The sequence below is a fragment of the Pseudoalteromonas sp. MMG012 genome (assembly GCF_018100875.1).
GTDB lineage: Bacteria > Pseudomonadota > Gammaproteobacteria > Enterobacterales > Alteromonadaceae > Pseudoalteromonas > Pseudoalteromonas aurantia.
In genome coordinates, this window is sequence record NZ_JAGJEF010000008.1 from 80787 (window position 1) to 105325 (window position 24539).

24 protein-coding genes are annotated in these 24539 nt (G+C 40.1%); 11 read left to right on the forward strand and 13 right to left on the reverse strand.

The window, feature by feature from the left end; genetic code table 11:
* Position 1: 1 nt before the first annotated feature.
* Positions 2 to 1057, reverse strand: coding sequence for an efflux RND transporter periplasmic adaptor subunit (locus J8L97_RS04575; RefSeq protein ID WP_211048054.1), 1056 nt, complete (start codon positions 1055 to 1057; stop codon positions 2 to 4).
* 255 nt (positions 1058 to 1312) lie between these two features.
* Here J8L97_RS04575 and J8L97_RS04580 point away from each other — a divergent pair, with 255 nt between their 5' ends.
* The 5 genes from J8L97_RS04580 to J8L97_RS04600 are packed head-to-tail and all read left to right on the forward strand — an operon-like array spanning position 1313 to position 5396.
* A complete protein-coding gene (locus tag J8L97_RS04580) occupies positions 1313 to 2023 on the forward strand; it encodes a DUF2982 domain-containing protein (protein ID WP_211048055.1) in 711 nt (236 codons plus the stop codon).
* A gap of 12 nt (positions 2024 to 2035) precedes the next feature.
* A complete protein-coding gene (locus J8L97_RS04585; protein ID WP_192505837.1) occupies positions 2036 to 2368 on the forward strand; it encodes a hypothetical protein in 333 nt (110 codons plus the stop codon).
* Positions 2369 to 2385: 17 nt separating this feature from the next.
* Positions 2386 to 4050 carry a DUF1566 domain-containing protein gene (locus tag J8L97_RS04590; protein WP_211048056.1) on the forward strand — a complete coding sequence of 555 codons (1665 nt, stop codon included), beginning with the start codon at positions 2386 to 2388 and terminating at the stop codon, positions 4048 to 4050.
* A gap of 48 nt (positions 4051 to 4098) precedes the next feature.
* Positions 4099 to 4572: a DUF1566 domain-containing protein gene (locus tag J8L97_RS04595; protein WP_247682533.1), complete on the forward strand. Its 474-nt coding sequence runs from the start codon at positions 4099 to 4101 to the stop codon at positions 4570 to 4572.
* Between the two features lie 56 nt (positions 4573 to 4628).
* The gene (locus tag J8L97_RS04600; RefSeq protein WP_211048057.1) at positions 4629 to 5396 is read left to right on the forward strand and encodes a YggN family protein; all 768 of its coding nucleotides are present in this window, start codon (positions 4629 to 4631) and stop codon (positions 5394 to 5396) included.
* Here the strand turns inward: J8L97_RS04600 and J8L97_RS04605 are convergent.
* The 7 genes from J8L97_RS04605 to zapB form a co-directional block, all read right to left on the reverse strand.
* Positions 5393 to 6226 (reverse strand): amidohydrolase, encoded by an 834-nt coding sequence (locus J8L97_RS04605; protein ID WP_211048058.1) that lies wholly within the window; start codon positions 6224 to 6226, stop codon positions 5393 to 5395. The genes J8L97_RS04600 and J8L97_RS04605 overlap by 4 nt on opposite strands.
* Positions 6223 to 6951 carry an SDR family NAD(P)-dependent oxidoreductase gene (locus J8L97_RS04610; protein ID WP_211048059.1) on the reverse strand — a complete coding sequence of 243 codons (729 nt, stop codon included), beginning with the start codon at positions 6949 to 6951 and terminating at the stop codon, positions 6223 to 6225. Before J8L97_RS04610 ends, J8L97_RS04605 begins: the two co-directional genes overlap by 4 nt.
* A 3-nt stretch (positions 6952 to 6954) precedes the next feature.
* A complete protein-coding gene (locus tag J8L97_RS04615; protein ID WP_210996551.1) occupies positions 6955 to 7443 on the reverse strand; it encodes a peptidylprolyl isomerase in 489 nt (162 codons plus the stop codon).
* Between the two features lie 55 nt (positions 7444 to 7498).
* Positions 7499 to 8965, reverse strand: a complete 1467-nt coding sequence (locus J8L97_RS04620) for a LysM peptidoglycan-binding domain-containing protein (RefSeq protein ID WP_211048060.1) — start codon at positions 8963 to 8965, stop codon at positions 7499 to 7501.
* Positions 8966 to 8976: 11 nt separating this feature from the next.
* Positions 8977 to 9972, reverse strand: a complete 996-nt coding sequence (locus J8L97_RS04625) for a hypothetical protein (protein WP_211048061.1) — start codon at positions 9970 to 9972, stop codon at positions 8977 to 8979.
* A gap of 64 nt (positions 9973 to 10036) precedes the next feature.
* Positions 10037 to 10324 carry a cell division protein ZapA gene (locus tag J8L97_RS04630; RefSeq protein WP_210996554.1) on the reverse strand — a complete coding sequence of 96 codons (288 nt, stop codon included), beginning with the start codon at positions 10322 to 10324 and terminating at the stop codon, positions 10037 to 10039.
* A complete protein-coding gene (zapB, locus tag J8L97_RS04635; protein WP_192505828.1) occupies positions 10324 to 10554 on the reverse strand; it encodes a cell division protein ZapB in 231 nt (76 codons plus the stop codon). The genes J8L97_RS04630 and zapB overlap by 1 nt, the downstream gene beginning before the upstream one ends.
* A 179-nt stretch (positions 10555 to 10733) precedes the next feature.
* Here zapB and J8L97_RS04640 point away from each other — a divergent pair, with 179 nt between their 5' ends.
* A complete protein-coding gene (locus tag J8L97_RS04640) occupies positions 10734 to 11570 on the forward strand; it encodes a 23S rRNA (adenine(2030)-N(6))-methyltransferase RlmJ (protein ID WP_210996573.1) in 837 nt (278 codons plus the stop codon).
* Between the two features lie 49 nt (positions 11571 to 11619).
* Here J8L97_RS04640 and J8L97_RS04645 read toward each other — a convergent pair whose 3' ends face one another.
* Entirely contained in the window at positions 11620 to 12186 is a 567-nt protein-coding gene (locus tag J8L97_RS04645; protein ID WP_192505827.1) for an alkylphosphonate utilization protein, read from the reverse strand.
* Between the two features lie 46 nt (positions 12187 to 12232).
* Complete coding sequence (locus J8L97_RS04650; protein WP_211048062.1) at positions 12233 to 12976, reverse strand: ABC transporter substrate-binding protein; 744 nt, start codon at positions 12974 to 12976, stop codon at positions 12233 to 12235.
* Between the two features lie 176 nt (positions 12977 to 13152).
* Here J8L97_RS04650 and J8L97_RS04655 point away from each other — a divergent pair, with 176 nt between their 5' ends.
* Entirely contained in the window at positions 13153 to 14421 is a 1269-nt protein-coding gene (locus tag J8L97_RS04655; protein ID WP_211048063.1) for an EAL and HDOD domain-containing protein, read from the forward strand.
* A 10-nt stretch (positions 14422 to 14431) separates the two neighbouring features.
* On the opposite strand, the gene J8L97_RS04660 is transcribed toward J8L97_RS04655, so the two are convergent.
* The 3 genes from J8L97_RS04660 to J8L97_RS04670 form a co-directional block, all read right to left on the reverse strand.
* Positions 14432 to 15910 (reverse strand): Ppx/GppA phosphatase family protein, encoded by a 1479-nt coding sequence (locus J8L97_RS04660; RefSeq protein WP_211048064.1) that lies wholly within the window; start codon positions 15908 to 15910, stop codon positions 14432 to 14434.
* The gene (gene ppk1, locus J8L97_RS04665) at positions 15907 to 17994 is read right to left on the reverse strand and encodes a polyphosphate kinase 1 (RefSeq protein ID WP_211048065.1); all 2088 of its coding nucleotides are present in this window, start codon (positions 17992 to 17994) and stop codon (positions 15907 to 15909) included. The genes J8L97_RS04660 and ppk1 overlap by 4 nt, the downstream gene beginning before the upstream one ends.
* Positions 17995 to 18104: 110 nt before the next feature.
* The gene (locus tag J8L97_RS04670) at positions 18105 to 18611 is read right to left on the reverse strand and encodes a glycine cleavage system protein R (RefSeq protein ID WP_192505822.1); all 507 of its coding nucleotides are present in this window, start codon (positions 18609 to 18611) and stop codon (positions 18105 to 18107) included.
* Positions 18612 to 18958: 347 nt separating this feature from the next.
* Here J8L97_RS04670 and J8L97_RS04675 point away from each other — a divergent pair, with 347 nt between their 5' ends.
* From J8L97_RS04675 to phoU, 4 genes are read left to right on the forward strand one after another with little or no spacing between them, the layout of a single operon-like run.
* Complete coding sequence (locus tag J8L97_RS04675) at positions 18959 to 21193, forward strand: ABC transporter permease subunit (protein WP_211048066.1); 2235 nt, start codon at positions 18959 to 18961, stop codon at positions 21191 to 21193.
* Between the two features lie 17 nt (positions 21194 to 21210).
* Positions 21211 to 22860, forward strand: a complete 1650-nt coding sequence (pstA, locus tag J8L97_RS04680) for a phosphate ABC transporter permease PstA (RefSeq protein WP_210996560.1) — start codon at positions 21211 to 21213, stop codon at positions 22858 to 22860.
* A gap of 28 nt (positions 22861 to 22888) precedes the next feature.
* Positions 22889 to 23716, forward strand: a complete 828-nt coding sequence (gene pstB, locus J8L97_RS04685) for a phosphate ABC transporter ATP-binding protein PstB (RefSeq protein ID WP_192505819.1) — start codon at positions 22889 to 22891, stop codon at positions 23714 to 23716.
* A gap of 26 nt (positions 23717 to 23742) precedes the next feature.
* On the forward strand, positions 23743 to 24444 hold the full coding sequence (gene phoU, locus J8L97_RS04690) for a phosphate signaling complex protein PhoU (RefSeq protein WP_192505818.1): 702 nt from the start codon (positions 23743 to 23745) through the stop codon (positions 24442 to 24444).
* The last annotated feature ends 95 nt before the right edge of the window (positions 24445 to 24539 follow it).

A 24539-nucleotide genomic window follows, 5' to 3' on the forward strand; every position in this document is an offset into this window, starting at 1 on the left:
GTTACCCCTTTTCAGTCACAGAAGAACCAGAATGTATCTTGGTAGTGCCCTCGGTGACAACTTTTTGACCAATGTTTACGCCCTTAGAAACAGCCACCCAGCCATTAAATCGCGTGTGAAGTTCAACATTCGTTAACTGTGCTTTATCTTGATCATCCACGATGTATATAAAGTGTTGATCTTTCCGTGGGATAATGCTTTTTTCTGGCAGCATGATAGCGGTAAGTGCTCGTAACTCTAGTGTTACTTGCAATAACATCCCAGGCCTAAGTTGCGCATTATTGTTGGCAAAATCGGCTGTCACTTGAACACTGCGGGTAGTTTCGTTAATGCGAGGGTCTATATGAGAAACATAACCGTTAAATGTGGTGTGTCTGTAAGCATCACTAATGGCGGTGACTGTCATGCCTTTTTTTAGTTGGCCCAAATATTTTTCAGGTACTTGAAAGTCCACTTTTATAACACTGATATCATCCAAAGTAGTAATGCTGGTATTGCTATCAACAAAGCTGCCGGTTGAAATAAGTTTTTTACCTAGCACACCGTCAAATGGCGCTTTGATAGTCATTTGTGCTAATTTGACTTTAGCGCTTTGCAGTTGGGTAAATAAAGCATCCGCGACAGAGCGTTGCTCTTCCAAAGCTGAGCGCGCAGCTGATTGTGTTTTTGCTAATTCATTGAGTCGAGATAACTGCCTTTGTTGCTCTTTTAATTGAATCTTTAACTCTTCAACGGCAAGTTGCTCTTCCGCATCTAAGAGCTGTACCAATTTTTGATCTCGCTGAATTGAATCACCATCAGCAAAATAGATATGTGTAACATAATCATCTTGTGAGCTGATAACATCAATGGCCTGATTGGCTCGGGCATTACCAACTGCTGCAACTGATATAATACGAGATTGTTCTTGTGCGGTGATTGTGCTGACGACGATTGTATTTGGCTTAATATTTGTCGGTTTTCCTTGAGAAGTTGGCAAATACAAATAGCCTGTTATACAAATCAGGACTAAAATAATAAAAGGAAAGAGGGCTTTACCCGATTGTTGTGCATACATGATATTTTACCACTGAGATTGATGACTCTAGTGTACAAAATATGTCGCTTCAATATGGAGTCGGGTATCTTGTTAATTTGTGCGTTGGCCGTAAAAGTTAAAATTACCGGCTTATTTGTACCTAAAATATTGATTTTTAAACATGAAAAAAAACAATGAATGTCAAACATGTAAAAAGATACGACAATTGTTGGCGTGGACGATCATTATGTTTGTATTTTATTTTGGGTTTTATATGTGAGGTTGGCGTAACAAATGCAAGCTAAATTAAGAGCTCAAGCGAATCAACACAGTATTGAATTTATGCTCGTCGGTGCAGTATGCCTTTGCATCATTATGGCGTTTGTGATTTTGCGCGATAGTGTGATCAGTGTTGTTGAAACGGCGTTGGTGAGTATTGCTATCTTTTCGATTTTGCTTGGTTTTTTGAAAAGCCAACAACCTTATTATAGTATAGTACTTGGTACACAAAGCGTCGTTTATATTCATAAGTTTGGGCGATGGAAAATTGCATTCGATAATGTGCATTCAAGTGGGATACCTAAAGCTGGTGAAGCACCTGAATTACTGGAATTAAATGCTGTTGGCATTAAACTGGTCTCTATAGATTCATTTTTATTAGCATTAAAGCCGAGATTGGCAGGTAAATTATTAATTGAACAGAGGCATATATTTTTACAAGCTGTTAAAATGCATTGCAAAAATGGCAACTGCCCATCAGAATGGCTAATTGAATCGGATGAGTATTGCTCTGATTCAGGACAAGTCTATACCGGTTTGATCGCGATGTTTGCCAATCGAATGCACAATCTGAAAACGTTGACGGGCTATGACTTGCTATTGCCAGCAAATGTATTAGACCGAGATATATGGCGTTTTTCATACTTATTAAACCGCTGGAAATTAGATCCAGCTCAGGTGGTTAAAAACTTGTTGGAAGAGCAAGCCACCAATGAACAGATGTAACAGGAACAGTCCATGAGCGATGATAGAGCCTATATTAAAAGCGGTCGTAACACGATCATTCACAAAGAGAAAAAGCTCGATTTAGTTATTGTTAACGGGGAGTCGCACCCTAAAATACAAGTCACAGTAAATGGACTTATTCCGTTTAAAGATGAGTTGCCTCGTAACCGCCGTGAAGCGAAAGAGCGCTATTTAGAAATAGTACATATTGCGAGTGCAGATATATTTGGGGAAGTAAAAAGGCTGTTATTCATTCAGTCTTTAGACGGCCGAGAATACAAAGTGGATTATAGTAAAGTAGGTACGAAGTTATTTGTAAGAATTCATCAAGATAGCTACATGTAACAGGCTAGGAGCGAAGTATGTTGAACCGTTTAGTCCTTCCATTATTGATTGGGAGTTTGTTAGTTGGATGCGGTGGTGGTTCGTCATCTTCAGAGCCTGCACAAGAAAATGCCAGTATTAACGTCAATAATAATATCACCGTAGTTGAAAAAGCGAGCGTGACGATTGCAGCTTCAGCTTCCCCGGCTGATGGGGTGTTTAATTGGCAGGTTATAAGCGGGCCAGCATTAGAAGGTTTCCCTCAACAGGCAAGTGAAGTAACCATAACGGCACCAGATGTGAAAACAGATAGCGTGATAATGTTGCAGGTGGATTACCGTGCGCCAAATGATAAAACTGCTTCTGATACAATCACGATCAATGTGACCTCTGAAAATCAATTACCTATTCCTGTCATTACTCAAACAGCGCCGGATGTGCTACCAGCTAAATATCCAGATACGGTCAAATTAAGTGCTGCAACATCGTCAGACCCAGATACAAACGGAGCGATTGTGTCTTATCAGTGGCAACAGTTGGCAGGTCCAACATTATCACTGAGTGACTTAACTGAAAGTGAAATTTCATTTGTACATCCACTGCTATTACAGACGCAAACCGCACGTTTTAGTGTAACGGTTAAAGATGACGAAGGTGGCGAGGCGGGTACTGAGTTTTCAATGACATTGGCGGCGACAAATACCCCTGTATTGGCAGAAGCTGGAGATGAGCAAACAGTGACGGAGTTTGATGTGGTAACACTTGATGCGTCAAAAAGCGTCAGTGTGTCAGGGAGCTATACATGCCTTTGGAGTCAACAGGGAAGTAACTTACCTGTTGTAATTAATGATGTTGCGTCGTGCACCACAACGTTTATCGCGCCAAATGTCGATAGTACTGCTGAAGTCAGTTTTAAAGTTATTATTAAAGACCCGCTCAATTTATCTGAAGATGATAGTGTCAAAGTGACGATTACGCCCAAAGCTTTAGGTCTTCGAAATGATTCGGGCTTGGATAGTTGCTTCAGTAATACTTCTGTCATTACTTGTAATGACTCAACATTTGTCAATCAAGATGGTGATGTTGGGCGCGATAGCGTCGCGAATTTAATTGATAAGACAGGCACAGGTAGAGTTGGCTTTGATTTTACCAAATTGAATCAATTTGCTGATGAGCTCCCAGACTCTGAGAGCGTGTTTACCTGTGTTCGTGATAACGTAACAGGCTTAATTTGGGAAGTAAAAGAGACCAATACTGGCACAGTTCCCAATACATCAATACGGGATGGTAAAAACCATTATACTTGGTATTTATCTACTGATGGGAATGCACAAGATGGTTCAATTATTGGTCCAGCCAATTCCACGTGCCCAAGTAATGTCAATTGTGGTATTCAATCTTTAATAGATGATGTTAATGCTAGTAATTTTTGTGGAGGCAGTAATTGGCGCCTTCCAACATACTTAGAGTTACTCGGGATTATTGACTTTGGCCATAGTGATGGTAACCAATTATTAGATCCAATCTTCTTCCCAAATATACCATCTGCCGCATTATTAAATCATCAGTATTATTGGACAACTCAAACAAGCGTTGATGGTCGTAGTTTAACCCAAGCTTTTATTCTCGATATGCAAACAGGTAATGATTTAGCTTACCCGAAAAAGAATACTGCGTATGTGCGTTTGGTTAGAACACCTTAGGAGTTATTTGTGAGAATTTTTATATTAATCTGCATATGTATGACTTCAATGTCGTTATTAGCAGCGCAAACTTGTATATCAACCGTTGTTAGTACGTCGCCGACGGAAAGGTTTTCAATCTCAACAGAAGGCACTGTAACAGACTCTTTCACTGGGCTTATGTGGCAACGGTGTAATTTTGGCGAAGTATATAATTCGGGAGATCAGAGCTGTACAGGTACAGCTCAACAACTTAATTGGCAACAAGCTTTGAGTGCCGCTGTGAATGATGAGCTTGGGGAGTTTAAAGATTGGCATGTACCAAATATAAAAGAGTTGGCAAGTATTGTTGAGTTCCAGTGTGTAGAACCTGCTGCCAATATCACCATTTTCTCAGGAACGCTTAATGAAAACTATTGGACGAGTACCACTGCGATAACACAAATTGACCATGCGTGGGCTTACCAGTTTTCAGATGGGAAAAACAACATTAAAGCCAAAACATCTGATATATTTCTACGACTCGTTCGGTACAGCAAATAGTTTTGGCATTGCGTGAAAGTTTGATATTCTGACGCGATGTAAGTTAAGGGGATTCTATGTCATTCATAAAGCGCTGCAGTTTGCTGTTGTCTATGTTGCCACTTACTTGCTTTGCTCAGGGGAAGTGTGAGGTTGAGCTTGGGCATGGTTTGATTATAACTGATTCAGTGATCCGTATTGTTGATAAAGGGCAAACTCGAGTACAAATTAATAATGATACCCAACTTTTAATTCAAGGCTATTGGATCGATCTCTCTGAACAAGAAACACAAGTTTTATATGAGTATTCAAAAGGGATACGAGACACCGTTCCTGAATTGGTAAGTTTAGCAACGGATGGTGTAAATTTGGGTTTAAGTGCGATTGAACAAGTTGTTGAAGGTATGTCAGATAAAGAACCTGAAGTACTTAAAACACAGTTACAGTATGTTGAGCGTGCTTTAATGGATAAGTTTAAAAGAGGGGATGATTTCTTCTTTATTGCACCTCAGTCTTTATCGAAGATAGATGATTTTTTCACGAAAGAGATTAGTCAAAAAATTCACTCAGCTGTTCATGGATCTTTAGGAGCGATTTTAGTCTCTTTAGGCGATGCGTTTAAATCGCGAGAGGGCAATATAGAAGACCGTATTACTGATATGAGCCAGCGGATGGATATTATCACGAAAGAAATTGATAAATCATTAGAGAAAAAAGCACAACAACTAGAAAGTAAAGCTGAAGAATATTGTGAGTGCTTAAATACCTTGGATGAAACGGAGGCTAGGCTTCAGGCAATAGTGCCGGATTTAACCGCTTATGATTTGGTACAAATACGATCTTAAAGGCGATATAACCGTTTTGCATTGTGGTAACTGAGTTTTTTCCATAACACTTCACTTTCAACAAGTTGACGGTACTCCAGCCATATTTCTTCATAACTTTTTTCCATCAAACATACGGGGTAATTTGAAGCGAACATGATACGTTCATCTCCAAAGTATTGAAGACATAGTTGTAGACATGTGCTTTTTGATAATGGAGATATAAGGTGCTCGAAACCCGAAAATTTGATCGCTATATTTGGACAGCTTGATAGCTTAGCCATGCTGTGATCCCATGTTGTATTACGTTCAAGCAACCCTGCATGATTAAGAAACAATGATAGGTGAGGTAATGATAGGCAGTAGTTGGCAACTTGGTTGGCAACTTGTTGATTGTTTAGTTCAAACTGCGCTTCAAAGCATAACTTGTGACAGCTCAAAGTGGAGAGGTTTGTGAATACATTGGGGTGCAGTAAACGTATTGCATCAGTGCCTTCAGTAATATCACGAATGCCTCTAAGGCAAGGGTCGTGAAGCAACTTAGAGAGCTGCTCAGAAAAGTGTATCGGCTCTAATGTGATATCAATATAGGCAATAGCCCCGTACCGCAATGGCCGAGCTGCCTTCGCAAGCCATTCGAGTTCTTTGTGAGGGTGTTGATTATCAAACCCGGCTTCAATATGCACGACTGCTTCCACTAAGAAAGTGGGGTTTTTTAAGTGATTGGGATTATGGTTTTGTTTTATCAGAGATAAGTTGGCCCAATTTGGCGGGGTATCCCCCACCAGCCATTCATATTGACCCATTTGCAAATCAAAAAAATGAATGTGAGGATCAATAATGGCAATCATTGCGCCGTATACCCCCCGTCAATAGTTTGTAGGCTGCCGGTTATGAAACTGGCATCATCACTGACGAGAAATGCCACTAATGCTGCAACTTCTTGCGCTTTACCCAAACGGCCAAGTGGTTGCAATGCGGCCTCTTCTGCAACTACCGTGGCTTTATCTGCGTTGCTTTGTTCACAATATTTATCGATTGCGCTATGGAATAGTGGGGTTTCTATTGTGCCAGGGCACACTGCATTGGCGCGAATGTTATTTGATGCGTAATCTAGCGCTGTTGTTTTGGCCATTGAGGCGAGTGCTGACTTTGTTAGATTATAAGCGAATGAATTGCGTTTACCGACGAGAGCTTGATCTGAGGAAATGAAAATAATAGCCCCATGATTTTGGGCTTTCATTGTTGGTAATACGGCTTTTGTGGCCGCATATGCACCTTTTACATTAAGAGAAAAGAGCTGATCAAGAGTTTTCTCATCAGTCTCTTCAATCGTTGCGCTTAAATGTTTTCCAGCATTGGAAACTAAGACATCAATGCGTTTGTTTTTCTCTGTGATTTGTGCGATTGCAGCGTTGACCTGTGCAACGTTACTGACATCACAATGGATGAACTGGCCACGCTCACAGGGGGCTATGTCGAGGTTAAAGACTTGATAATCTTGTGATAGCAGCTTTTCGACAATGGCGAGGCCAATGCCAAAGCTGCCACCGGTAACAATGGCAACTTTTGTCATAGCTTAATGTCCACAACCACCGGCACCGTGAACATGCCCATGCGAGAGTTCTTCTGCCGTGGCTTCTCGTACCGAGATCACTTCTACGTCGAACGTTAAAGTTTTGCCAGCGAATGGGTGGTTAAGGTCACAGTCAGCGTTGAACTTCCCCACTTTAATGATGGTAACTTGGTGTCTACCTTGGTTTGACTCCACAATGGCAGACATACCTGCTTTCCAAGCTTTATTGTTGCCTAAGCCTTGTAGGTGTTTAATTGGAATACGCTGTACTAAGCCTTCTTTAAACTCTCCATACGACTCTTCTGGAGAAAGTGTCACGCTGAATTTATCTCCCGTCGTTTTATTATCAAGCGCTTTTTCAAGACCAGGCAGCATACTGTCATTACCGTGTATGTAGCTAAGCGGCTCATCAGTCGTGCTCGTTTCAATATGTTGATCGCCTTCACTGAGCGTGTAATGGAATTCAACAGCGGTGTCTTTAGTAATGTGCATATCAGTCTCTGTAAGTAATTTATACAGTCATTTTACGTGACGATGCACTACTAAGCTAGGGTCTAGGCCCGCTTTCTGGTTTCACGAGCACCTCTAACTCCGACAAATACTGTTTAGTGTTTACAGGTTCAGATACCAACTGTGGCTTGGGTAAATGCAAAATCAGCGTATTGCCTGGTTTGAGCATGCTGTGTGCTGATATCTCATTCCAAATCATTAAGTCTTTGACCGAGACCTTGTAGAGCTGACTGACCTCCCATAAAGAGTCACCGGGTTTGATTTGGTGAAAATACTCAATTGTGACGGGCTTGGTTTGTTTCTTTTCAATAAGGTAAGGACTGATCTCGTAATCAATGAGTAAACTATTAGATTGGGTCACTTTATTTAGAGAAAGTACTTCACCAATATGTAATAAGGGGCTCGTTTTGTTATTGAGTAGCGTGATTGTTTTAACTTTAGTATTAAAACGCTTAGCGATGCTATAAAGGGTATCACCTTTTTTTACCGTATATGTTTGGCTAAAGTGACGCTTAAAGAACTGACTTTGTAATAGCTTTTTTTCAGTCATTGGCAGTAATACTTTATGTGGACCTTGAGGGGAACTTTGATGGCGAAGAAAGCCTGGATTTAACTGGTGGATTGTTTGTTTAGGAACATTCACTAGGGAAGAAAGAACGCCAAAATCAAATTGCTGACCAACATCTAATGCGGTCGTGAGCGCGTAGTTAGGCAGGTGTGGCCGAGTAAATTTTGGGTGCTTTTTTTGTAATAAATAGCTTAACGCAAGTAATTTAGGTACGTACTCAGATGTTTCTTTTGGCAGTTTTAAATGCCAAAAGTGCGTACTGACCCCCTTTACTCTATTACGGTCAATGGCCTTCTTTACTCGGCCTTCCCCCGTGTTATAGGCGGCTATTGCATGTAACCAGTTGCCATTAAAGCGTTTGTATAAATAGCTTAAATAGTCGAGGGCAGCATCCGTCGCGGAGAGTACGTCTTTGCGCCCATCGTACCAGGGATCAGATATGGCGCCAAAGTGGTATGCTGTCGCTTCAACTAATTGCCATACGCCAACGGCTTTTTGTTGAGAAACAGCTGTGGGCCTAAAATCACTTTCTACGAACGGCAGTAAAACGAGCTCCATAGGCAACCCACGTTGTTCAACACGTTTCACGATATGGTATAGATACGGCGCGGCCCTTTTGTTGACCTGAGCCAAATAAGTTGGTTGTGCTAAATACCAATCAATTCGTTTATGCAGCCGAGATGTAGGTACGACATCAAAGCTTAGTTGGTTAACTATCACTTGCCAAAGGTTGGTTATGGGAGGCAGTAAAGGGGGCTCTTCAGGTAATTTAAAATTGTTAGCTGGCGGCTTGGTTGAGCTTGGTTCTATTGTTGGCTCAGGTTTGTTGGTCTCTGTAAGAGCTGTAAATACCGCTTGAGTATTATTTTCCTGTGGCTGAATTGTTGCACAGCCATTTAAAGTTCCAAGGATGGTCAGTAAATAAAAAATGCGCATGGATTTGCCTTTTACAATTGAGGAGGCGGGGAATTAGGCATTTGTACAGATAGCGTTTTGTTATTATTTTTTGGACTGTGCTGCACGGCAATCTGATATAACAATGTTAGTTTGGGCTGTAATTCTTTTTTAGGATATCGCTTGAGTAATTCTTCAGGGAATGCATTGTTTTGTCGTATACTGTGCTTCATCACGGTGCGTAAGAAAGTGATAGGTTTGTTTAATGCGGCACGTTTATAAGGTTTTCCATGGCTCGGAAGTAGCCATTTAATCTGTGATGTATTTTCCATAATACTTAAAGTCTGAAGCCATTGATTGAGCTTTGAGTGTGTGACATAGGGGATCGGATCGACGCTGGTACCCGCAAACATGCCATTGTTGAGGTGACTGAATATAAATAAATCTTCTTTACTGAATGCTGAATACGTTTCGATATCAATTAAATGGTTACCTAGTTGCAATTGCTTTTTACCCTCAATGGGAGCGCGAAGAGGAATACTTTTCCAATCTTGGATCCGTTGATTGGCCAGTCGCATTTTCTTTTTCCAAAGCGCTTTGCCTTCTAAATCAAAATTTTCCACTCTTTGAGTGCTGACCTCATAACTATTTACGTACTGAGAGACTTTGTCTTTGTAGGCGTGCTGATAATTGCTTAGGTTATGTTTCACATGTGAAGGTGCAATCCATGAGGCTGAAGGAAATGCACGTTGCATTAAAGCAATGCCAACTACTTCATGAATGTCGCTACTCGTACTAATTAAATAGCAAACAGGGACTTTTATACGGTTCTTGATTTGCTTGATGGTTAGCTCAATGGCGGTGAAATCACCATGTGCATTTATAACCGCAGCGCAATTTTTACCTGTCAGTATGGCAAGGTTTGTTTGTAACTGTATTGCATTTTTTGGAGGAGAAATAATAAATGTATTAGGATCAATCTGATGCCACTTTTGGGCAAAGGTAAAAAAGGGAAAACACAATAGAAGTATAAAAATGAAAAAACGCATAATTAGAAAAACCCATCTATCTCATGTCGATAATTTAACCGAAAATACGCTTTTTATAAAGACTTCAATCAACCTCAAGGTGTGATATTAGCTTATCAATTAGTATTTGTTGCGACTGATGGTGCGTTTGTTGCTGCTGCTCAAGAGCTTGCAAATCGTGACACAAATAAAGCGCAGCCAATAGCAATGCATTTTGTTCATTACGAACTGTGGCGCGTTGCTTCATTTGGGTAACGCGCTCATTCAGTAAATTCGCGGCATCGAGGAGCACGTTTTCTTGCCCCTCAGAACAGGCAAATTGATGGGTTTTGCCAAGCAGAGTCACATCAACTTGATTGATCTTCTCAGACATTAGCTCGCCTGGGTTGCACTTTGCAGTTTATCAAGTAGATTAGTTAAAGTGCTACTTGTTTCTTTTTGCTTCTCTTCACTTTCAAGTACTTCAAGTTGTAAAGTTTCATTTTCATCGATTAGTTTACTATTTTGTTCTTTAAGTCCTGAAACTTCATTATTTAGTCGCTCATTTTGAGCAATGAGTTGATCGATCAGCTGTTCGAGTTGAGGGAGAGTGTCGTTATTCATAAATGCGCTCTTATACAGTATTTTTGTCATGCAAATGTAAAACAAAGTGACGTAGGATGCTAGTCATTACGCACCTTTATGCTGATTTTTCTATGACTTTGGGTGATAATGACGGATATACCCTATTTTATTCACAAGCGGTTCAGCAAAATTGCTCAATTGCGAAGCAAGGTCTCTTTATGCTTAGTTACAGACATTCATTTCATGCGGGTAATCCAGCAGATATTATTAAACATTTAGTCCTTGCGACAGTATTAGAGTACATGACTCGCAAGGATAAGCCTTTGGATTACATTGATACCCATTCCGGAGCTGGTTTTTTTGAGCTCAACAGTAGTGATGCGCAAAAGACCCAAGAGTATTTAGACGGCATAGCAAAGCTTTGGCACTATGATGGCGGCAATGAAACGTTGGCGCATTTTGTTACTTTGGTTAAATCGTTCAATAAAACAGACTTGTTGTATTATCCGGGTTCGCCGAAAATGGCTGAGCAATTTTTAAGACGTCAAGATAAAGGCTGGTTTTTTGAATTACACCCTAAAGACTTGGGGCTTTTAGAAGAGAATTTGTCACATAAAAAGTCTTTAAGAGTCCGTGGTGAAGATGGATTTAAAGGGCTACTTGGATTGGTACCACCTGCATCAAGACGTGCATGTGTTTTAATGGATCCTCCGTATGAAATAAAAACGGATTATCAGCAAGCTGCGAAAATGATCATTAAAGCACATAAACGTTTTAACTCTGGTACTTATATGATTTGGTACCCAGTTGTGGATAGAGAGCGTATTGACTTGTTAGAAGAGACGCTTAAGGAGTCAGGTATTAACAATATTCAACTGTTTGAATTGGCAACCAGTTGCGATACTCAAGAACATGGTATGACAGCTTCGGGTATGATAGTCATTAACCCCCCTTGGACATTGAAAGCGACTATGGACGATGTATTACCTGAGTTGGTTGACATCTTGAGTGATGAAAATGGGTTTTATCGCAGCGAACAGCTTGTCGAAGAATAAGTTAGCCGGTGCCCCTATTGTCATATAGCGGCACCACTTTGAATCCGAGTTACTTTTTGACGAATTTAGTTAATATAACAATGCGTTGACCATCAACTCGACCTTCTATATGGTCCGGATTAGAGGTTAGGCCAATATTACGCACTGCGGTTCCTCTTTTTGCCACAATACTACTGCCTTTTACATCTAGATCTTTAATTAGCACTACGGTATCGCCTGCATTGAGTCGTACACCGTTGCTGTCCAGATGAACAATCTCATCTTCATCTGCGAGTACCTGAGCAGCCCAAGTTCGCGTGTCATCTTCTAAATACAACATATCTAACGCATCTTGTGCCCAACTATGCTCGACAGCCAATTGGCTTAAGAGACGAAAAGCAACGACTTGTACGGCTGGTGTTTGGCTCCACATGCTATCATTTAGGCAATGCCAATGATTTGTTTGTAGCGTTTCATTGCCCTCAACTTGAGGTTTGCATGTTGAGCATAGATACACACATTTATCTGAGTGAGCTTCATTTACAGGTGGTACTTCAAAAACGTCAAGACCTGTATTATTGCTACATAATTCACATTGTCCGTTGCTTCTTTGAGCTAAAGTGGCGGCGATACTCATAATTTATTCCTACAAACATAAATGAAAGTGGAATTATACGTGATTATTATGGACCCTCGCTAGTGGCGCTTAGAGATTGTAAGTACTTTCGTTCAATGTTCTTAAAGTAGGTTTTTTTTGACAAAGCTTCAATTGCTTTATTTATGGTTGGCAATAGGTGTTTATGTTTAGACAATAAGCGCATGTGGATATACCCTTGAGAGTGTATTGCAGCCATAAAAAATCGAATATTCAGTTTCTTAGACCAATATAGTGCTGGCAAATTACCGATTATGATTTGATCAACACGTTTACGATGTAGTGCAAGCATCAACTCTTTTTCAGAATTGAAATCTACGCGTTCAAACACTTCATCATTATGATAATAATAACCTCGAACCGTCCCTACAATCATATGCTCAAGAGAGGGGGGAACATGTGTTTTTAGACGAGTCACAATGTATTCTGAGATTGGTAATATTGCAATGGAAAATATATATTGTGGATTGTTTAACTCAGTGTCTTTTAGCCAGCTAGGGCTCACTAAATCAAAGTCTATTTTTTGCTGCTGTAAGTAATAGTTGGTGCGCTTTGCTGGCAAGAGGAGATCTTCCCCTGTAATATTTGCTTCTTTTAAAATTGCTTGGATTGCTTCAGGAAGTATGCCAGGAGCCCTTGGGTCATGTGTGTAATAAGGGTAATAGTTACCTGATCCACTTAAGCTATACTCTAAGTGGTTTTTGGTGAGTGCGTTTGATGACCAAACAGCGCACACTAAGCAAAGGGTTACTATTCTTTTTGGTACATTCATATCACAATGTTAGTTCAAAACCGTGTAAAGGAATACCAGATGCGTGTAAAGTTTATTTATAAGCTTATACGTATATTGATAATTATTGATAAGAACATGAGTTTTTAATTGCTCAGCTTACATGCATATCGTATTCTGATAGTTCCCGAGCTTCATTAGTTAAAACAAGGGTATTGATGTTGATGAGTGGCACGATCGCAAAAGTTAAAAATTCTTCAGTGCAATATATTGCACGCCAGCCAATACTTGATAAAGCTCAAAATATCTATGCGTATGAATTATTGTATCGAGATTCAGATAACAATGCTTTCCCGTCTGGCGTGACCGACGGTCAAGCCACGGGCCGAATGTTTTTCAATTCGTTAATGCTTGTAGGCGTTGATCGGCTTGCTGCAGGGCATAGAGCATTTATTAACCTCTCTGATGAATCTTTATTACATGAGCTCCCAAAGTTACTTAATCCTGAAAATCTAATTGTAGAAATCGTCGAACGCTCGCAAAATATTACCGAGTTGGTTGAAACGGTCGTAAGACTAAAAAAGCAGGGTTATCATTTTGCTTTAGATGATTATGACGGGGACGCACGTTGGGCACCCTTATTGCCACTTATGAATTATATTAAGTTAGAAGTCGAGCAGCCAATCATTAAAACAACGATGATGCTGAAAAAGTTAAAACGGACCTATCCGGATGTAAAAATAGTTGTGGAACGGATTGAAACGCTCGAGGAATATAACTTTATTCATGCTGCTGGGGCCGATTATTTCCAAGGCTTCTTTTTCGCTCGTCCAGAAATGTTAAACCATGGCAACATTGAACCCTCCAAAGCCGCAATTTTCGATTTACTACGTTGCACAGCGAAAACGAATTTGTGTTTTAAAGAAGTTCAGCAGCGAGTTGCGAAAGATTTAAGCTTAACAGCAAGAATTCTAAAATTAGCAAATGCGAAAGCTGGCGATAATAAAATTGAAATGAAGTCGATTGCTCAAGCTGTTGTGTATTTGGGTGAGGATGCGATACGCCAATTTGTTCGAGTATTAGCACTGAGTGAGCTCGGGCTTGATAAGCCAGCAGAGTTGACAAAAATGGGCTTGATGCGAGCTCGGTTTATTGAACTATTTCTAGCACCGGGTGGAGATGAAATGGCTGAGCAGGGCTATTTAATCGGTTTAATGTCAATATTAGATGCCATATTAGAGATTGAGTTGTCGGTGGTTATTTCTGAGTTTTCTTTAGATAGTTCATTAAGTAGTGCGTTATTAAATTATCAAGGACTTATGGGGGGCGCGTTGCGCTTAGCATTAGAAATTGAGCATAATAATTGGCAAGAGGCTGAAGCCATTCTGAATGCCATTCGACCCGCGACGAATAAAACGCACTTATTTGATTTAGCGATGCAAAGCCGGACTTATGCAGATGATATCTTTGCCGTGGTGCACGTTTAACATCACTTTATTAAATTAGAGCCAAATTGATATTGAGTGGTGTTAGATAACGTTGCTCTTGCTGTAAATCAGCAAATAAAATCGAGTGCTTGTTAGCCCAATCTGCATCGAGTTTAATGCTCAGTGTGTCTTCTCGTGCTTGTAATTCTATCTTACCTGTTTGTTGATACTGTCGCTTCTGGTTGCAAATTATTGCTAAGCGCAGCAAGGTCAATAGTTTAGCAAAGTTCTTTGGTTGCTCAGTAAAAAGTGCGTGAATGTCAGTTGGTTTGATTTTCTTTCGGTAAAAACGAATTAAAGTGCTGAGTAATAGTTGTTGTTCTTGTGTAAAACCAGGAAGTTGGCTGTGCATAATAATATAAGCACTATGCTTGTGTAAGCCTGATGAATTGATAGTCAAACCAACTTCGTGAAGTTGTGCAGCCCAGCATAAAATCTGTAAATCACAGTTATTAAGCTGCCAGCTTTGTTCTGTTGCGGCAAAAAATTGTCGTAAAGTTTGACAAATGCTATCGCTATGGGCTGTATCAACAGTGTAGTGCTCGCATAAAGTATTTATAGTACGGGCACGAATATCAAACTCTTTACGCTGGTGGGCCTCATGCATAAGTCCTTCACGTAATGCAAAATCACAGTATTCTAAAGAGTGAATGTTGAGTTGTTTAAATATCGCAATTAATACAATGAGGCCACCGACAATACTACTGCGGCGTTCAATAGGAAGCCCTTTTAGCACCAATAGTTGTAATTGTTGTTGTTCAAATATGAGTGTTTTGATGTGTGTTAGACTTTTCAGAGTGAGGTGTGACTCATTAAAGTAAGCATGATTGATTGCGCTCAGTGTCTTGATGGTACCTGAGGTACCTAAACAGGTTTCCCAACCTTTGTTTAAATAACTAGCTGTAATTACTTCTAAGTCTTGCTCAGCTTTGATTAGTGCTTTATTAAAGCGTTTTTCTGTTAACTTACCATCTGAGAAAAACTGCTGCGTCATGTTAACACAACCCATATTACGGCTTGTCAATAAGAGGTGGTTAAAATGTCGGCCAATAATGAGTTCACTACTACCTCCACCAATATCAATAACTAATCTGTTGTGTTCATTATGAATATAGTTAGCGACGCCTTGATAAATAAGGCGTGCTTCTTCTTGCCCCGAAATAACATTGATTTTAAATGGGAAGCATTGCTGAGCTTTGTGTAAAAAATGTTGAATATTTTTACTATTGCGCAATGTGTATGTAGCAACAACTTGTACATGACTATGAGAGAAGCTTTTTAAGGTTGTTGCAAACTGTTTTAACGCATGCAATGCGCGTTCAATTGCTTCGGATGATAGGTAGAAATCATCGTCTAGTCCTGCAGCGAGGTACACTCTTTGCTTTTCTTTATGTAATATTTGAAAGCGTCCGTCGACTTCTCTCGCAATTAATAAATGAAAGCTATTTGAGCCTAAGTCAACGGCGGCAATAGAGGGGTATTCTGTCATTGTGTGCTCTTACTATTTTCCCATTTCTTTAGATAGTCGTATATTGCCAACTGTGAACGGATCTTTTTGCTATTACCTCTGCGAACATAGAGGTTCTTTTGTTCTTTATCAATGACCCTAGCTTTACATCGGTCACGTAATTGCAGCTCCAATATTTCTATGATGACGTTTTTTAATTCGTCATCATAGATAGGTGCAGTTACCTCAACACGGTGGTCAAGATTACGAGTCATCCAATCAGCAGATGAAATATAGACCTGAGGATCTCCATCGTTTTCAAATACCATAACACGGGGGTGCTCTAAAAACCGATCAACGATGCTGATAACTTTGATATTGTCACTAAAACGAGGTAAACCAGGGACCAATGCACACATCCCTCTTACGATAATACGAATTTTAACACCGTGACGGGCTGCAAAGTACAGCTTATCTACCAATTGCTTATCAACTAGGTTATTTATCTTTATTGTGATTTTACCTACCTTTCCTTGTTCGCACAGTCGTACCTCACGGTCGACTAAATCAAGAATACGATCTCGTGCATTGACAGGAGAAATCATCAAATGTTCAAAATGAAAGGGTCGATAGCTGCTTTCTATAAATTTGAAAACGCTATCACATTCATTACATATATCGGTGTGTTTTGTAAATAGGCTAAAGTCAGTATAAATCTTCGCTGTTTTCTCGTGGAAATTGCCGGTGCCGATATGCGCGTATTTTACTATTCTCCCTTTCTCTTTACGGTGAATGACGCAGAGTTTGCTATGCACTTTTAATGCAGGAATACCGACCATTACCTTAATCCCAGCTTCGGAAAGTAATTTAGCCCATTCAATATTATTTTGCTCATCAAAGCGGGCTTTTAACTCGACCATGACGGTTATTTTCTTGCCGTTTTTGGCTGCACTTAATAAAGATGAAATTAACCGAGAGCGACTGGCAACTCGATAAATATTCACCTTTATTTGTGTAACTTTGGGATCAAAAGCAGCTTGGCGTACATATTCCAACATGTGGTTAAAGGTATGATAGGGATAATAAAGCAGAATATCCTTCTCTGAAATCGCTTTGAATACACTGCCATGTGCGTCGAAGGCTGCACTTTGTAATGGCTGTAATGGCGCGTTTTCTAAATGCTTCCGTCCAACATTTGGAAACGAAATAAAGTCTCTAAAATTACGATAGCGGCCTCCGGGGATCAGGGCGTCTTGATGGGTAACACCGAGACGCTTTTTCATGGTTTTAAGCATTTCTTCGGGCATAGCTTGGTCATATACGAGCCTAACGGGTTCCGCACATAAGCGTTGTTTTAAGCCTTTAGACATTTTATCTAAAAGGCCTTCTTCTATTTCGTTATCTAGATTGTACTCTGCATCTCGGGTCAGTTTTATTGCATAGCCATCGATACTATCAAAATTGAAAAAGCCTTTAAAAACATCCTTTATGAAATATTGAACGACATCGTCTAGCATCACAATTGTTTTATGACGCTTGGCTTTTTCTGGGGGTAATTGAACAAAGCGTTCAATGCGATCTGTGGGGATTTCAAGTAATGCGTGATGTTGCTTTTCTCCGAGCATTTGCACAAAAAAATAGATCATCGTATCGTTGATATTGTTAGAGTAATCTTTATTCTCAGTTAATAGCATGGGCGACATCTGTGGTAATACTTGGTCTTTAAAGAATTGTTTAAGCCACGCTAAGTGCAGTTCCGATAAATCACGGGGCTGTGCCACATGAATATTGTGCTTTTCTAAATCGGCCAATATTTGCTGGTGAACCACGTTGAATTTCTTTCCGAGTTCAAGTACTTTTTTATTAATATTAGCAAGTAGTGCTTCATCGGCATCAAAGTGCGCATCGGATAATTTATTTAATAATACACGCCGCTTTACATCGGCCACACGAACTCGAAAAAATTCATCTAGATTATTGGAAAATATACCTAAAAATCGCATTCTTTCTATTATTGGATTGCTGTTATCTTTTGCTTCTTGTAGAACTCGTTCATTGAACGAAAGCCAACTGAGCTCTTTTGAAAAGTAACTTATCGTTTCAGTAGGATGAGAGGTCGCCTGCATTTTTTAATTCTTTAGGAAGAAATTAAAAGTAATATAGGTCCAAGGTGTGACATTTTCATGACAAGCCTTAACGCTTGTCATGACTAACTATTTACGAAATCGATATGGGGTTAATCCGATTCAATATCGACAATTAAATCGCTGGTTATTGATTCTAATGCATCAATAACATTATCTTTGTGCATGCCAGTTGGCAAGGTAACTGTTGCAAACGCACTGAATATAGGTACCCCCCAATTTGGCGCGCTTTGTTTTCGAGAATTTAAATGCGTGATGTTTGCTCCTTTATGGCGGATCACAGAAGCAAGCTCTTGTACTATACCGGGTCTATCATTGCCGGTAATAACGAGGTTTAATGTTTCGGGTGTATCAGGTGCAGCTTCTAGCTCACCTAGCTCTATTTTTATTTCTAAGCCTGCAAGCGTTTTTAAAGCATCTTGAATTTCCTGTAAATGCTCTTCAGCAATTTCAACTTGTACAATGCCCGCGAATTGGCCTGCTAAATGGCTTAAATTACTGGTAAGCCAATTACCGTGGTGTGAAAGTAATGTTGAAGATATTTCTTCAACTAGACCTGGTCGATCTTTTCCGATAATGGTTAGTACTAACTGCTTCATAATGCGTATCTCTTATTATTGTAGCCTTGTTAAGTATGACAAGGCATTGAAAAAAGCGGCTACAACAAAGTGGGTATGATCCTTATACATAGCCTACTAAGGTAGATAATGCATTTATAGATTAGTTCAGTGTTTGTGGTTGTCCAATAAATTCAACGCTGAAATGTAAACAAATGCAAACTGCTATACGTCAATCTTATTTCTTCAGTTTATGCAACTTTCCAGTTGAAAAATCCGTACCTAAAAACATGATGTTATACCTAGCTTCATGTAACATGCACGGTGTAACATAATTGTCATCTTGATGAAATATAATGCGCGCAACTTTAAGATAAAAGGGTGTTTTGATGTCTTCAAATCCGCAGCAACCGTCTTTTAAAACGGATAGAAGCCGTCTATTAAAAGATCGGTTCGCACAATATGGCATTACCGCTGGTGGGGTAATGGTTTTGATCGCTTTGTTGATGATCTTCTTCTATTTATTGTATGTTGTACAACCAATTTTGGAGTCAGCTAAAGTTGAGAAACGTGTCGACATCGTACTGCAAAATACTGAACAATATGTTGGTATTGGCGTAGAAGAACAAACAGAAATTGCTTACCTATTGAATAAAACCGGTGGGGTGGACTTTTTTCAGCTTAAAGGTGCCAATACAGGTAAAAAATTGAAAAGTCTAGCAACGAATCTAGATGGACAGGTTACGAGCTTCGCAAAAAGTGCTCCTTTTTTGGGGCAATATGCATATGGACTTGATAATGGCCAAGTTCAATTGGTACGTCCTTCTTTCTTAGTAACTTTTCCTGGCAACGAACGGGTCATTACACCACGCTTGAGCTATCCGCTAGATGGTCAGCAATTATTAGTGGACGAAGAAGGTCACGCCATTGAACGTTTAGCGTTTAGTCATTACGAAGAAAAAACAGCCGTGGTTGCATTAACGAGTGATAAGCGCGTTATATTTGCTTCTTTTACCGCGGAAGAAAATATGTTCAGTGGAGAAGTTGAGTGGGTGATTGAGCGCACAGAGTTGGCAGTTGACAGCCGCATCGATGAGTTGCTTATGTCACCAGACACAACACGGACATTCATTCGTTCAGCAAATCAAGTTTACATATTTGATACACGCGATCCTAGTGATGTTAAACAGCTCCAAATTTTGGCTGCAAATGAAGAAAATGCCAATTTAGTAGGCACCACTTTATTAGCCGGTGCTAACTCTCTCATGCTCGCAAATGATAATGGCGAAGTTTCCCAGTGGTTTGAAATTAATACAGATGATGGTCGCCAGTTTAATAAAATTCGCGCGTTTGAAACGAGCAAAAACAGCAATGTTGATATCCATAGTGAATTTTATCGTCGTACCTTCTTTACAACAACGGATAGTGGTGATTTAGGGCTTTATTATACAACGAGCCAAGCGCATTTGTGGCAAGGTAAAGTCAGCCAAGGTGCCATTGACGCTTTTGCTGTATCTCCGCGATCAAATGCGGCGTTGATTATTGCAGATGATAAGCTATCCATATTTGATATTCATAACGAACACCCTGAAGTAACATGGTCTGCATTGTGGCAAGAAGTATGGTATGAAGGGTACCCAGAACCAGCTTATACGTGGCAGTCTACGTCCGCCTCAGATGACTTTGAATCAAAGTTTTCTTTGGTACCTATTTCTTTTGGTACGATTAAAGCGGCAATGTACGCCATGTTGTTCGCAGTACCGATTGCACTATCTGCAGCTATTTACACCGCATACTTTATGTCGAGCGAATTACGTCGAGTTGTTAAGCCAACGGTTGAAATAATGGAAGCACTACCAACCGTTATTTTAGGGTTTTTAGCAGGATTATGGTTAGCGCCACTCATAGAAATACACTTACCCGCAATCGTCGCATTACTCATTTTGTTACCGCTATCGATGATAGCAACCGCATTCTTGTGGACTAAATTACCGGAGAATATACGTCATTTGCTACCCGAAGGTTGGCATTCAATCATACTTATTCCGGTCGTGTTATTGGTTGGCTGGTTATCTTTTACGATAAGTGGTGGTGTAGAAGAGTATGTTTTCGATGGCAATGTTCGCCAATATTTAACTAATGAATTGGGAATGACATTTGATCAGCGCAATTCGTTAGTAGTTGGCATCGCGATGGGCTTTGCCGTTATTCCCACTATTTTCTCAATTGCTGAAGATGCGGTATTTAGTGTGCCAAAGCACTTATCAAATGGTTCACTGGCGCTCGGTGCTACTCAGTGGCAGACGTTGGTTAGGGTGGTGTTGCTGACAGCGAGTCCAGGTATATTCTCAGCGGTCATGATGGGTCTAGGTCGTGCCGTGGGTGAAACAATGATTGTACTAATGGCAACCGGTAATACACCTATTATGGATTGGAGCATCTTCCAGGGCATGCGTACATTAGCCGCCAATATTGCAGTTGAAATGCCAGAATCAGAAGTGGGTAGTTCACATTACCGCATTCTATTTTTAGCTGCATTTGTACTATTTATTTTTACTTTTGTATTTAACACGATTGCTGAGTTTGTTCGTCAGCAGTTACGTGAAAAATACAGCTCAATGTAATTACGGGAGTTCATGACATGGTAAAGCAGTGGTTTAAGTCAGGTTCTCCATGGATCTGGATGACAGGTGGTGCCGTTAGTATCAGTTTAATATCGGTACTTGGGCTATTAGCGATGATCGCATGGAAAGGCTTGAGCTTTTTCTGGCCATCAGAGGTTGTTGAATTAGAACTTAATGGTTCGGTTGCAAAGCAAACTGTTATAGGTGAAATCTATGACAGAGAAATGGTGCCAAAGTCTCGATTAGAGGCGGCCGGTTACGATCTATCGGCATTTGATGCTGAAGATATAGAACGTATACTTGTAAAAACGGGTAACCGAGAGTACGTAGAGCTTGATTTTAGATGGGTACTTTCTACCGATATTATGAAGCAGTCAATGCCAGCCAAGCTGGCAGTATTCGAGCGTAGTAAAAATGGTAACTTTTATGGGTACGTTGATCATATCGTTGAAAATGGTCAAGTTGTTGAAAATCAGTCTGTTGATAAACTTCACGAATTAGTTGAGCGCGCCGTTGACCTTAACGATGAAGCACTCGACCTACAAAATGGCGACATTGGCCATATTAACTATGAACTTGAAAGGTTACGTTTAAAAGAAAAAGGTTATGAGCTCGATAACGCATTAACCGATGAACGAGTTGCTGATTTACAAGCGCAACGAGTTGCATTGCGTGAGGAGTATAAGGTTTTTGAAAAGCGTTTATTTGAACTGCGTAATCAAGCAAAACGTGATCAAGTTGTTGTAAGAGATATGCGCGGTGAGTTGGTTACACTACCCATTTATCAGGTGTTAGATGTTTGGTTTCCAAATGATATGGGCACATTTGCAAAAGTTGTACACTATTTGTCTCAACTTGGTAAATTTGTGAGTGATGACCCTCGAGAAGCCAATACCGAGGGGGGAGTATTTCCTGCTATTTTCGGTACGGTATTTATGGTTATGCTAATGGCGGTAATTGTGACGCCATTTGGTGTGGTTGCGGCGATTTATTTACATGAGTATGCTGCGAAAAATGCAGTAACTAAAATGATTAGAATTGCAGTAATAAACCTCGCAGGTGTCCCTTCTATTGTTTATGGGGTATTTGGCTTAGGCTTTTTCGTGTACGTGTTAGGTGGTTCATTAGATCAGCTATTTTACCCTGAAGCTGCACCAAGTCCGGTGTTTGGTACACCAGGTGTAATTTGGTCTGCATTGACACTGGCAATATTAACGTTACCCGTTGTCATTGTATCAACAGAAGAAGGGTTATCTAGAATTCCAAGCTCAGTACGTCATGGTTCTTTGGCTTTGGGCGCAACACAAGCAGAAACCCTATGGCGTATTATTGTACCAATGGCAAGCCCTGCTATTATGACAGGGTTAATTTTAGCCGTAGCACGTGCTGCAGGTGAGGTTGCGCCATTGATGTTAGTAGGTGTTGTTAAAATGGCACCAACCTTGCCGTTGGATGGGAATTTTCCATATATACATTTAGATCGTAAGTTTATGCACTTAGGCTTCCATATATATGATGTTGGTTTTCAAAGTCCAAACGTAGAAGCTGCAAGGCCGTTAGTGTATGCAACCGCATTCTTGTTAGTGTCGGTGATCATAGCACTCAATATTACAGCAATAGGTATTCGTAACCATTTGCGTGAAAAGTTCAGATCACTTGAGCATTAATAGTAAAGATTTTAAGTAGGTAAAAAACATGATTACAGTAGCTCCAGAAGTTAATCAGGCCAATGGCCAAATGAAATTAGATTTAGCAAACTTGTCTCCAGAGCAAACCGCACTGGAGATCAAGAACCTCGATCTTTACTATGCCGACAAGCAAGCTCTTAGTAATGTGAACATGCTTATTCCAAAAGGGCAGGTTACCGCGTTCATCGGGCCATCAGGCTGTGGTAAGTCAACGTTACTTCGCTGTATTAATCGTATGAATGATTTGGTTGATACATGTCGCATTGAAGGCGAAATAATCTTACACGGGCAAAACATTTATGATAAGCGTGTAGATGTTGCGGCATTGCGCAGAAATGTAGGCATGGTATTCCAACGACCAAATCCATTCCCTAAATCAATTTATGAAAATGTTGTGTATGGCCTTCGTTTACAGGGTATAAAAGATAAACGTAAATTGGATGAAGTTGTAGAGAAGTCGTTACGAGGTGCTGCACTTTGGGATGAAGTAAAAGACAGGCTACATGATAGCGCGTTTGGTTTATCTGGTGGTCAGCAGCAGCGTTTAGTGATTGCGCGTTCTATTGCAATCGAACCCGAAGTATTATTACTTGATGAACCTACATCAGCACTCGATCCCATTTCAACATTGGTCATTGAAGAGCTCATCAATGATTTAAAGAACAAGTATACGGTTGTTATCGTAACGCACAATATGCAACAGGCTGCGCGTGTATCTGATCAAACTGCCTTTATGTACATGGGGGAGTTGATTGAATATGCGGATACTAATACTTTATTCACGACGCCACTAAAGAAGAAAACAGAAGATTACATTACAGGTCGTTACGGTTAAGCGCATCAGTTTTTAGGAGAATGAGAGTGGAACATAATTTAAATAAACACATTTCAGGTCGTTTTAACGAAGAGCTGGAAAATGTGCGTAACCATGTATTAAGTATGGGTGGCTTAGTTGAACAGCAGCTCAATCTTGCATTAGATGCAGTGAACAGTTGCGATGCCGAGAAGGCGCGTAAAGTCAGTGAAAATGACTATAAAGTCAATGCAATGGAGGTGAACATTGACGAAGAGTGCACACGTATTATTGCAAAGCGTCAGCCGGCTGCGAGTGATTTACGTTTGGTTGTTGCGATTGCTAAAACTATCGCAGATTTAGAGCGTATAGGTGATGAAGCGGAAAGGATTGCACGTGTAGCGTTAGACTCGTTTACGAAAGATCAACAAGATTTGCTGCTGAATATTGATAATATGGGCCGCCAAGTTTCTCGAATGCTTCATGATGTACTTGATGCTTTTGCAAGAATGGATGTACAAAAAGCGTTTGAAGTACACAAAGAAGATGCAAAGGTAGATAGAGAATATGAAGCATTAACACGTCAAATAATGACGTATATGATGGAAGATCCACGCTCAATACCCAAAATTATGGATTTAATTTGGTCTGTGCGTTCTTTAGAGCGGATTGGAGATCGGTGTCAAAATATTGCAGAATACGTAATTTATTTTGTGAATGGAAAAGATATTCGTCATACTTCTCAAGAAGATATAGAAAAATCTCTTTAATACCGGGCTATCTTTTCAGGCGTGCATAATTTCGATTATGCACGACTTAATCATCTTATAGATAAAAATCCGTTCACAATGGCGCTTAATGCTGT

Coding starts and splice junctions, on each gene's coding strand:
- J8L97_RS04575 (WP_211048054.1), bottom strand. CDS start 1,057: ATGTATGCACAACAATCGGGTAAAGCCCTCTTTCCTTTTATTATTTTA.
- J8L97_RS04580 (WP_211048055.1), top strand. CDS start 1,313: ATGCAAGCTAAATTAAGAGCTCAAGCGAATCAACACAGTATTGAATTT.
- J8L97_RS04585 (WP_192505837.1), top strand. CDS start 2,036: ATGAGCGATGATAGAGCCTATATTAAAAGCGGTCGTAACACGATCATT.
- J8L97_RS04590 (WP_211048056.1), top strand. CDS start 2,386: ATGTTGAACCGTTTAGTCCTTCCATTATTGATTGGGAGTTTGTTAGTT.
- J8L97_RS04595 (WP_247682533.1), top strand. CDS start 4,099: ATGTCGTTATTAGCAGCGCAAACTTGTATATCAACCGTTGTTAGTACG.
- J8L97_RS04600 (WP_211048057.1), top strand. CDS start 4,629: ATGTCATTCATAAAGCGCTGCAGTTTGCTGTTGTCTATGTTGCCACTT.
- J8L97_RS04605 (WP_211048058.1), bottom strand. CDS start 6,226: ATGATTGCCATTATTGATCCTCACATTCATTTTTTTGATTTGCAAATG.
- J8L97_RS04610 (WP_211048059.1), bottom strand. CDS start 6,951: ATGACAAAAGTTGCCATTGTTACCGGTGGCAGCTTTGGCATTGGCCTC.
- J8L97_RS04615 (WP_210996551.1), bottom strand. CDS start 7,443: ATGCACATTACTAAAGACACCGCTGTTGAATTCCATTACACGCTCAGT.
- J8L97_RS04620 (WP_211048060.1), bottom strand. CDS start 8,965: ATGCGCATTTTTTATTTACTGACCATCCTTGGAACTTTAAATGGCTGT.
- J8L97_RS04625 (WP_211048061.1), bottom strand. CDS start 9,972: ATGCGTTTTTTCATTTTTATACTTCTATTGTGTTTTCCCTTTTTTACC.
- J8L97_RS04630 (WP_210996554.1), bottom strand. CDS start 10,324: ATGTCTGAGAAGATCAATCAAGTTGATGTGACTCTGCTTGGCAAAACC.
- zapB (WP_192505828.1), bottom strand. CDS start 10,554: ATGAATAACGACACTCTCCCTCAACTCGAACAGCTGATCGATCAACTC.
- J8L97_RS04640 (WP_210996573.1), top strand. CDS start 10,734: ATGCTTAGTTACAGACATTCATTTCATGCGGGTAATCCAGCAGATATT.
- J8L97_RS04645 (WP_192505827.1), bottom strand. CDS start 12,186: ATGAGTATCGCCGCCACTTTAGCTCAAAGAAGCAACGGACAATGTGAA.
- J8L97_RS04650 (WP_211048062.1), bottom strand. CDS start 12,976: ATGAATGTACCAAAAAGAATAGTAACCCTTTGCTTAGTGTGCGCTGTT.
- J8L97_RS04655 (WP_211048063.1), top strand. CDS start 13,153: ATGTTGATGAGTGGCACGATCGCAAAAGTTAAAAATTCTTCAGTGCAA.
- J8L97_RS04660 (WP_211048064.1), bottom strand. CDS start 15,910: ATGACAGAATACCCCTCTATTGCCGCCGTTGACTTAGGCTCAAATAGC.
- ppk1 (WP_211048065.1), bottom strand. CDS start 17,994: ATGCAGGCGACCTCTCATCCTACTGAAACGATAAGTTACTTTTCAAAA.
- J8L97_RS04670 (WP_192505822.1), bottom strand. CDS start 18,611: ATGAAGCAGTTAGTACTAACCATTATCGGAAAAGATCGACCAGGTCTA.
- J8L97_RS04675 (WP_211048066.1), top strand. CDS start 18,959: ATGTCTTCAAATCCGCAGCAACCGTCTTTTAAAACGGATAGAAGCCGT.
- pstA (WP_210996560.1), top strand. CDS start 21,211: ATGGTAAAGCAGTGGTTTAAGTCAGGTTCTCCATGGATCTGGATGACA.
- pstB (WP_192505819.1), top strand. CDS start 22,889: ATGATTACAGTAGCTCCAGAAGTTAATCAGGCCAATGGCCAAATGAAA.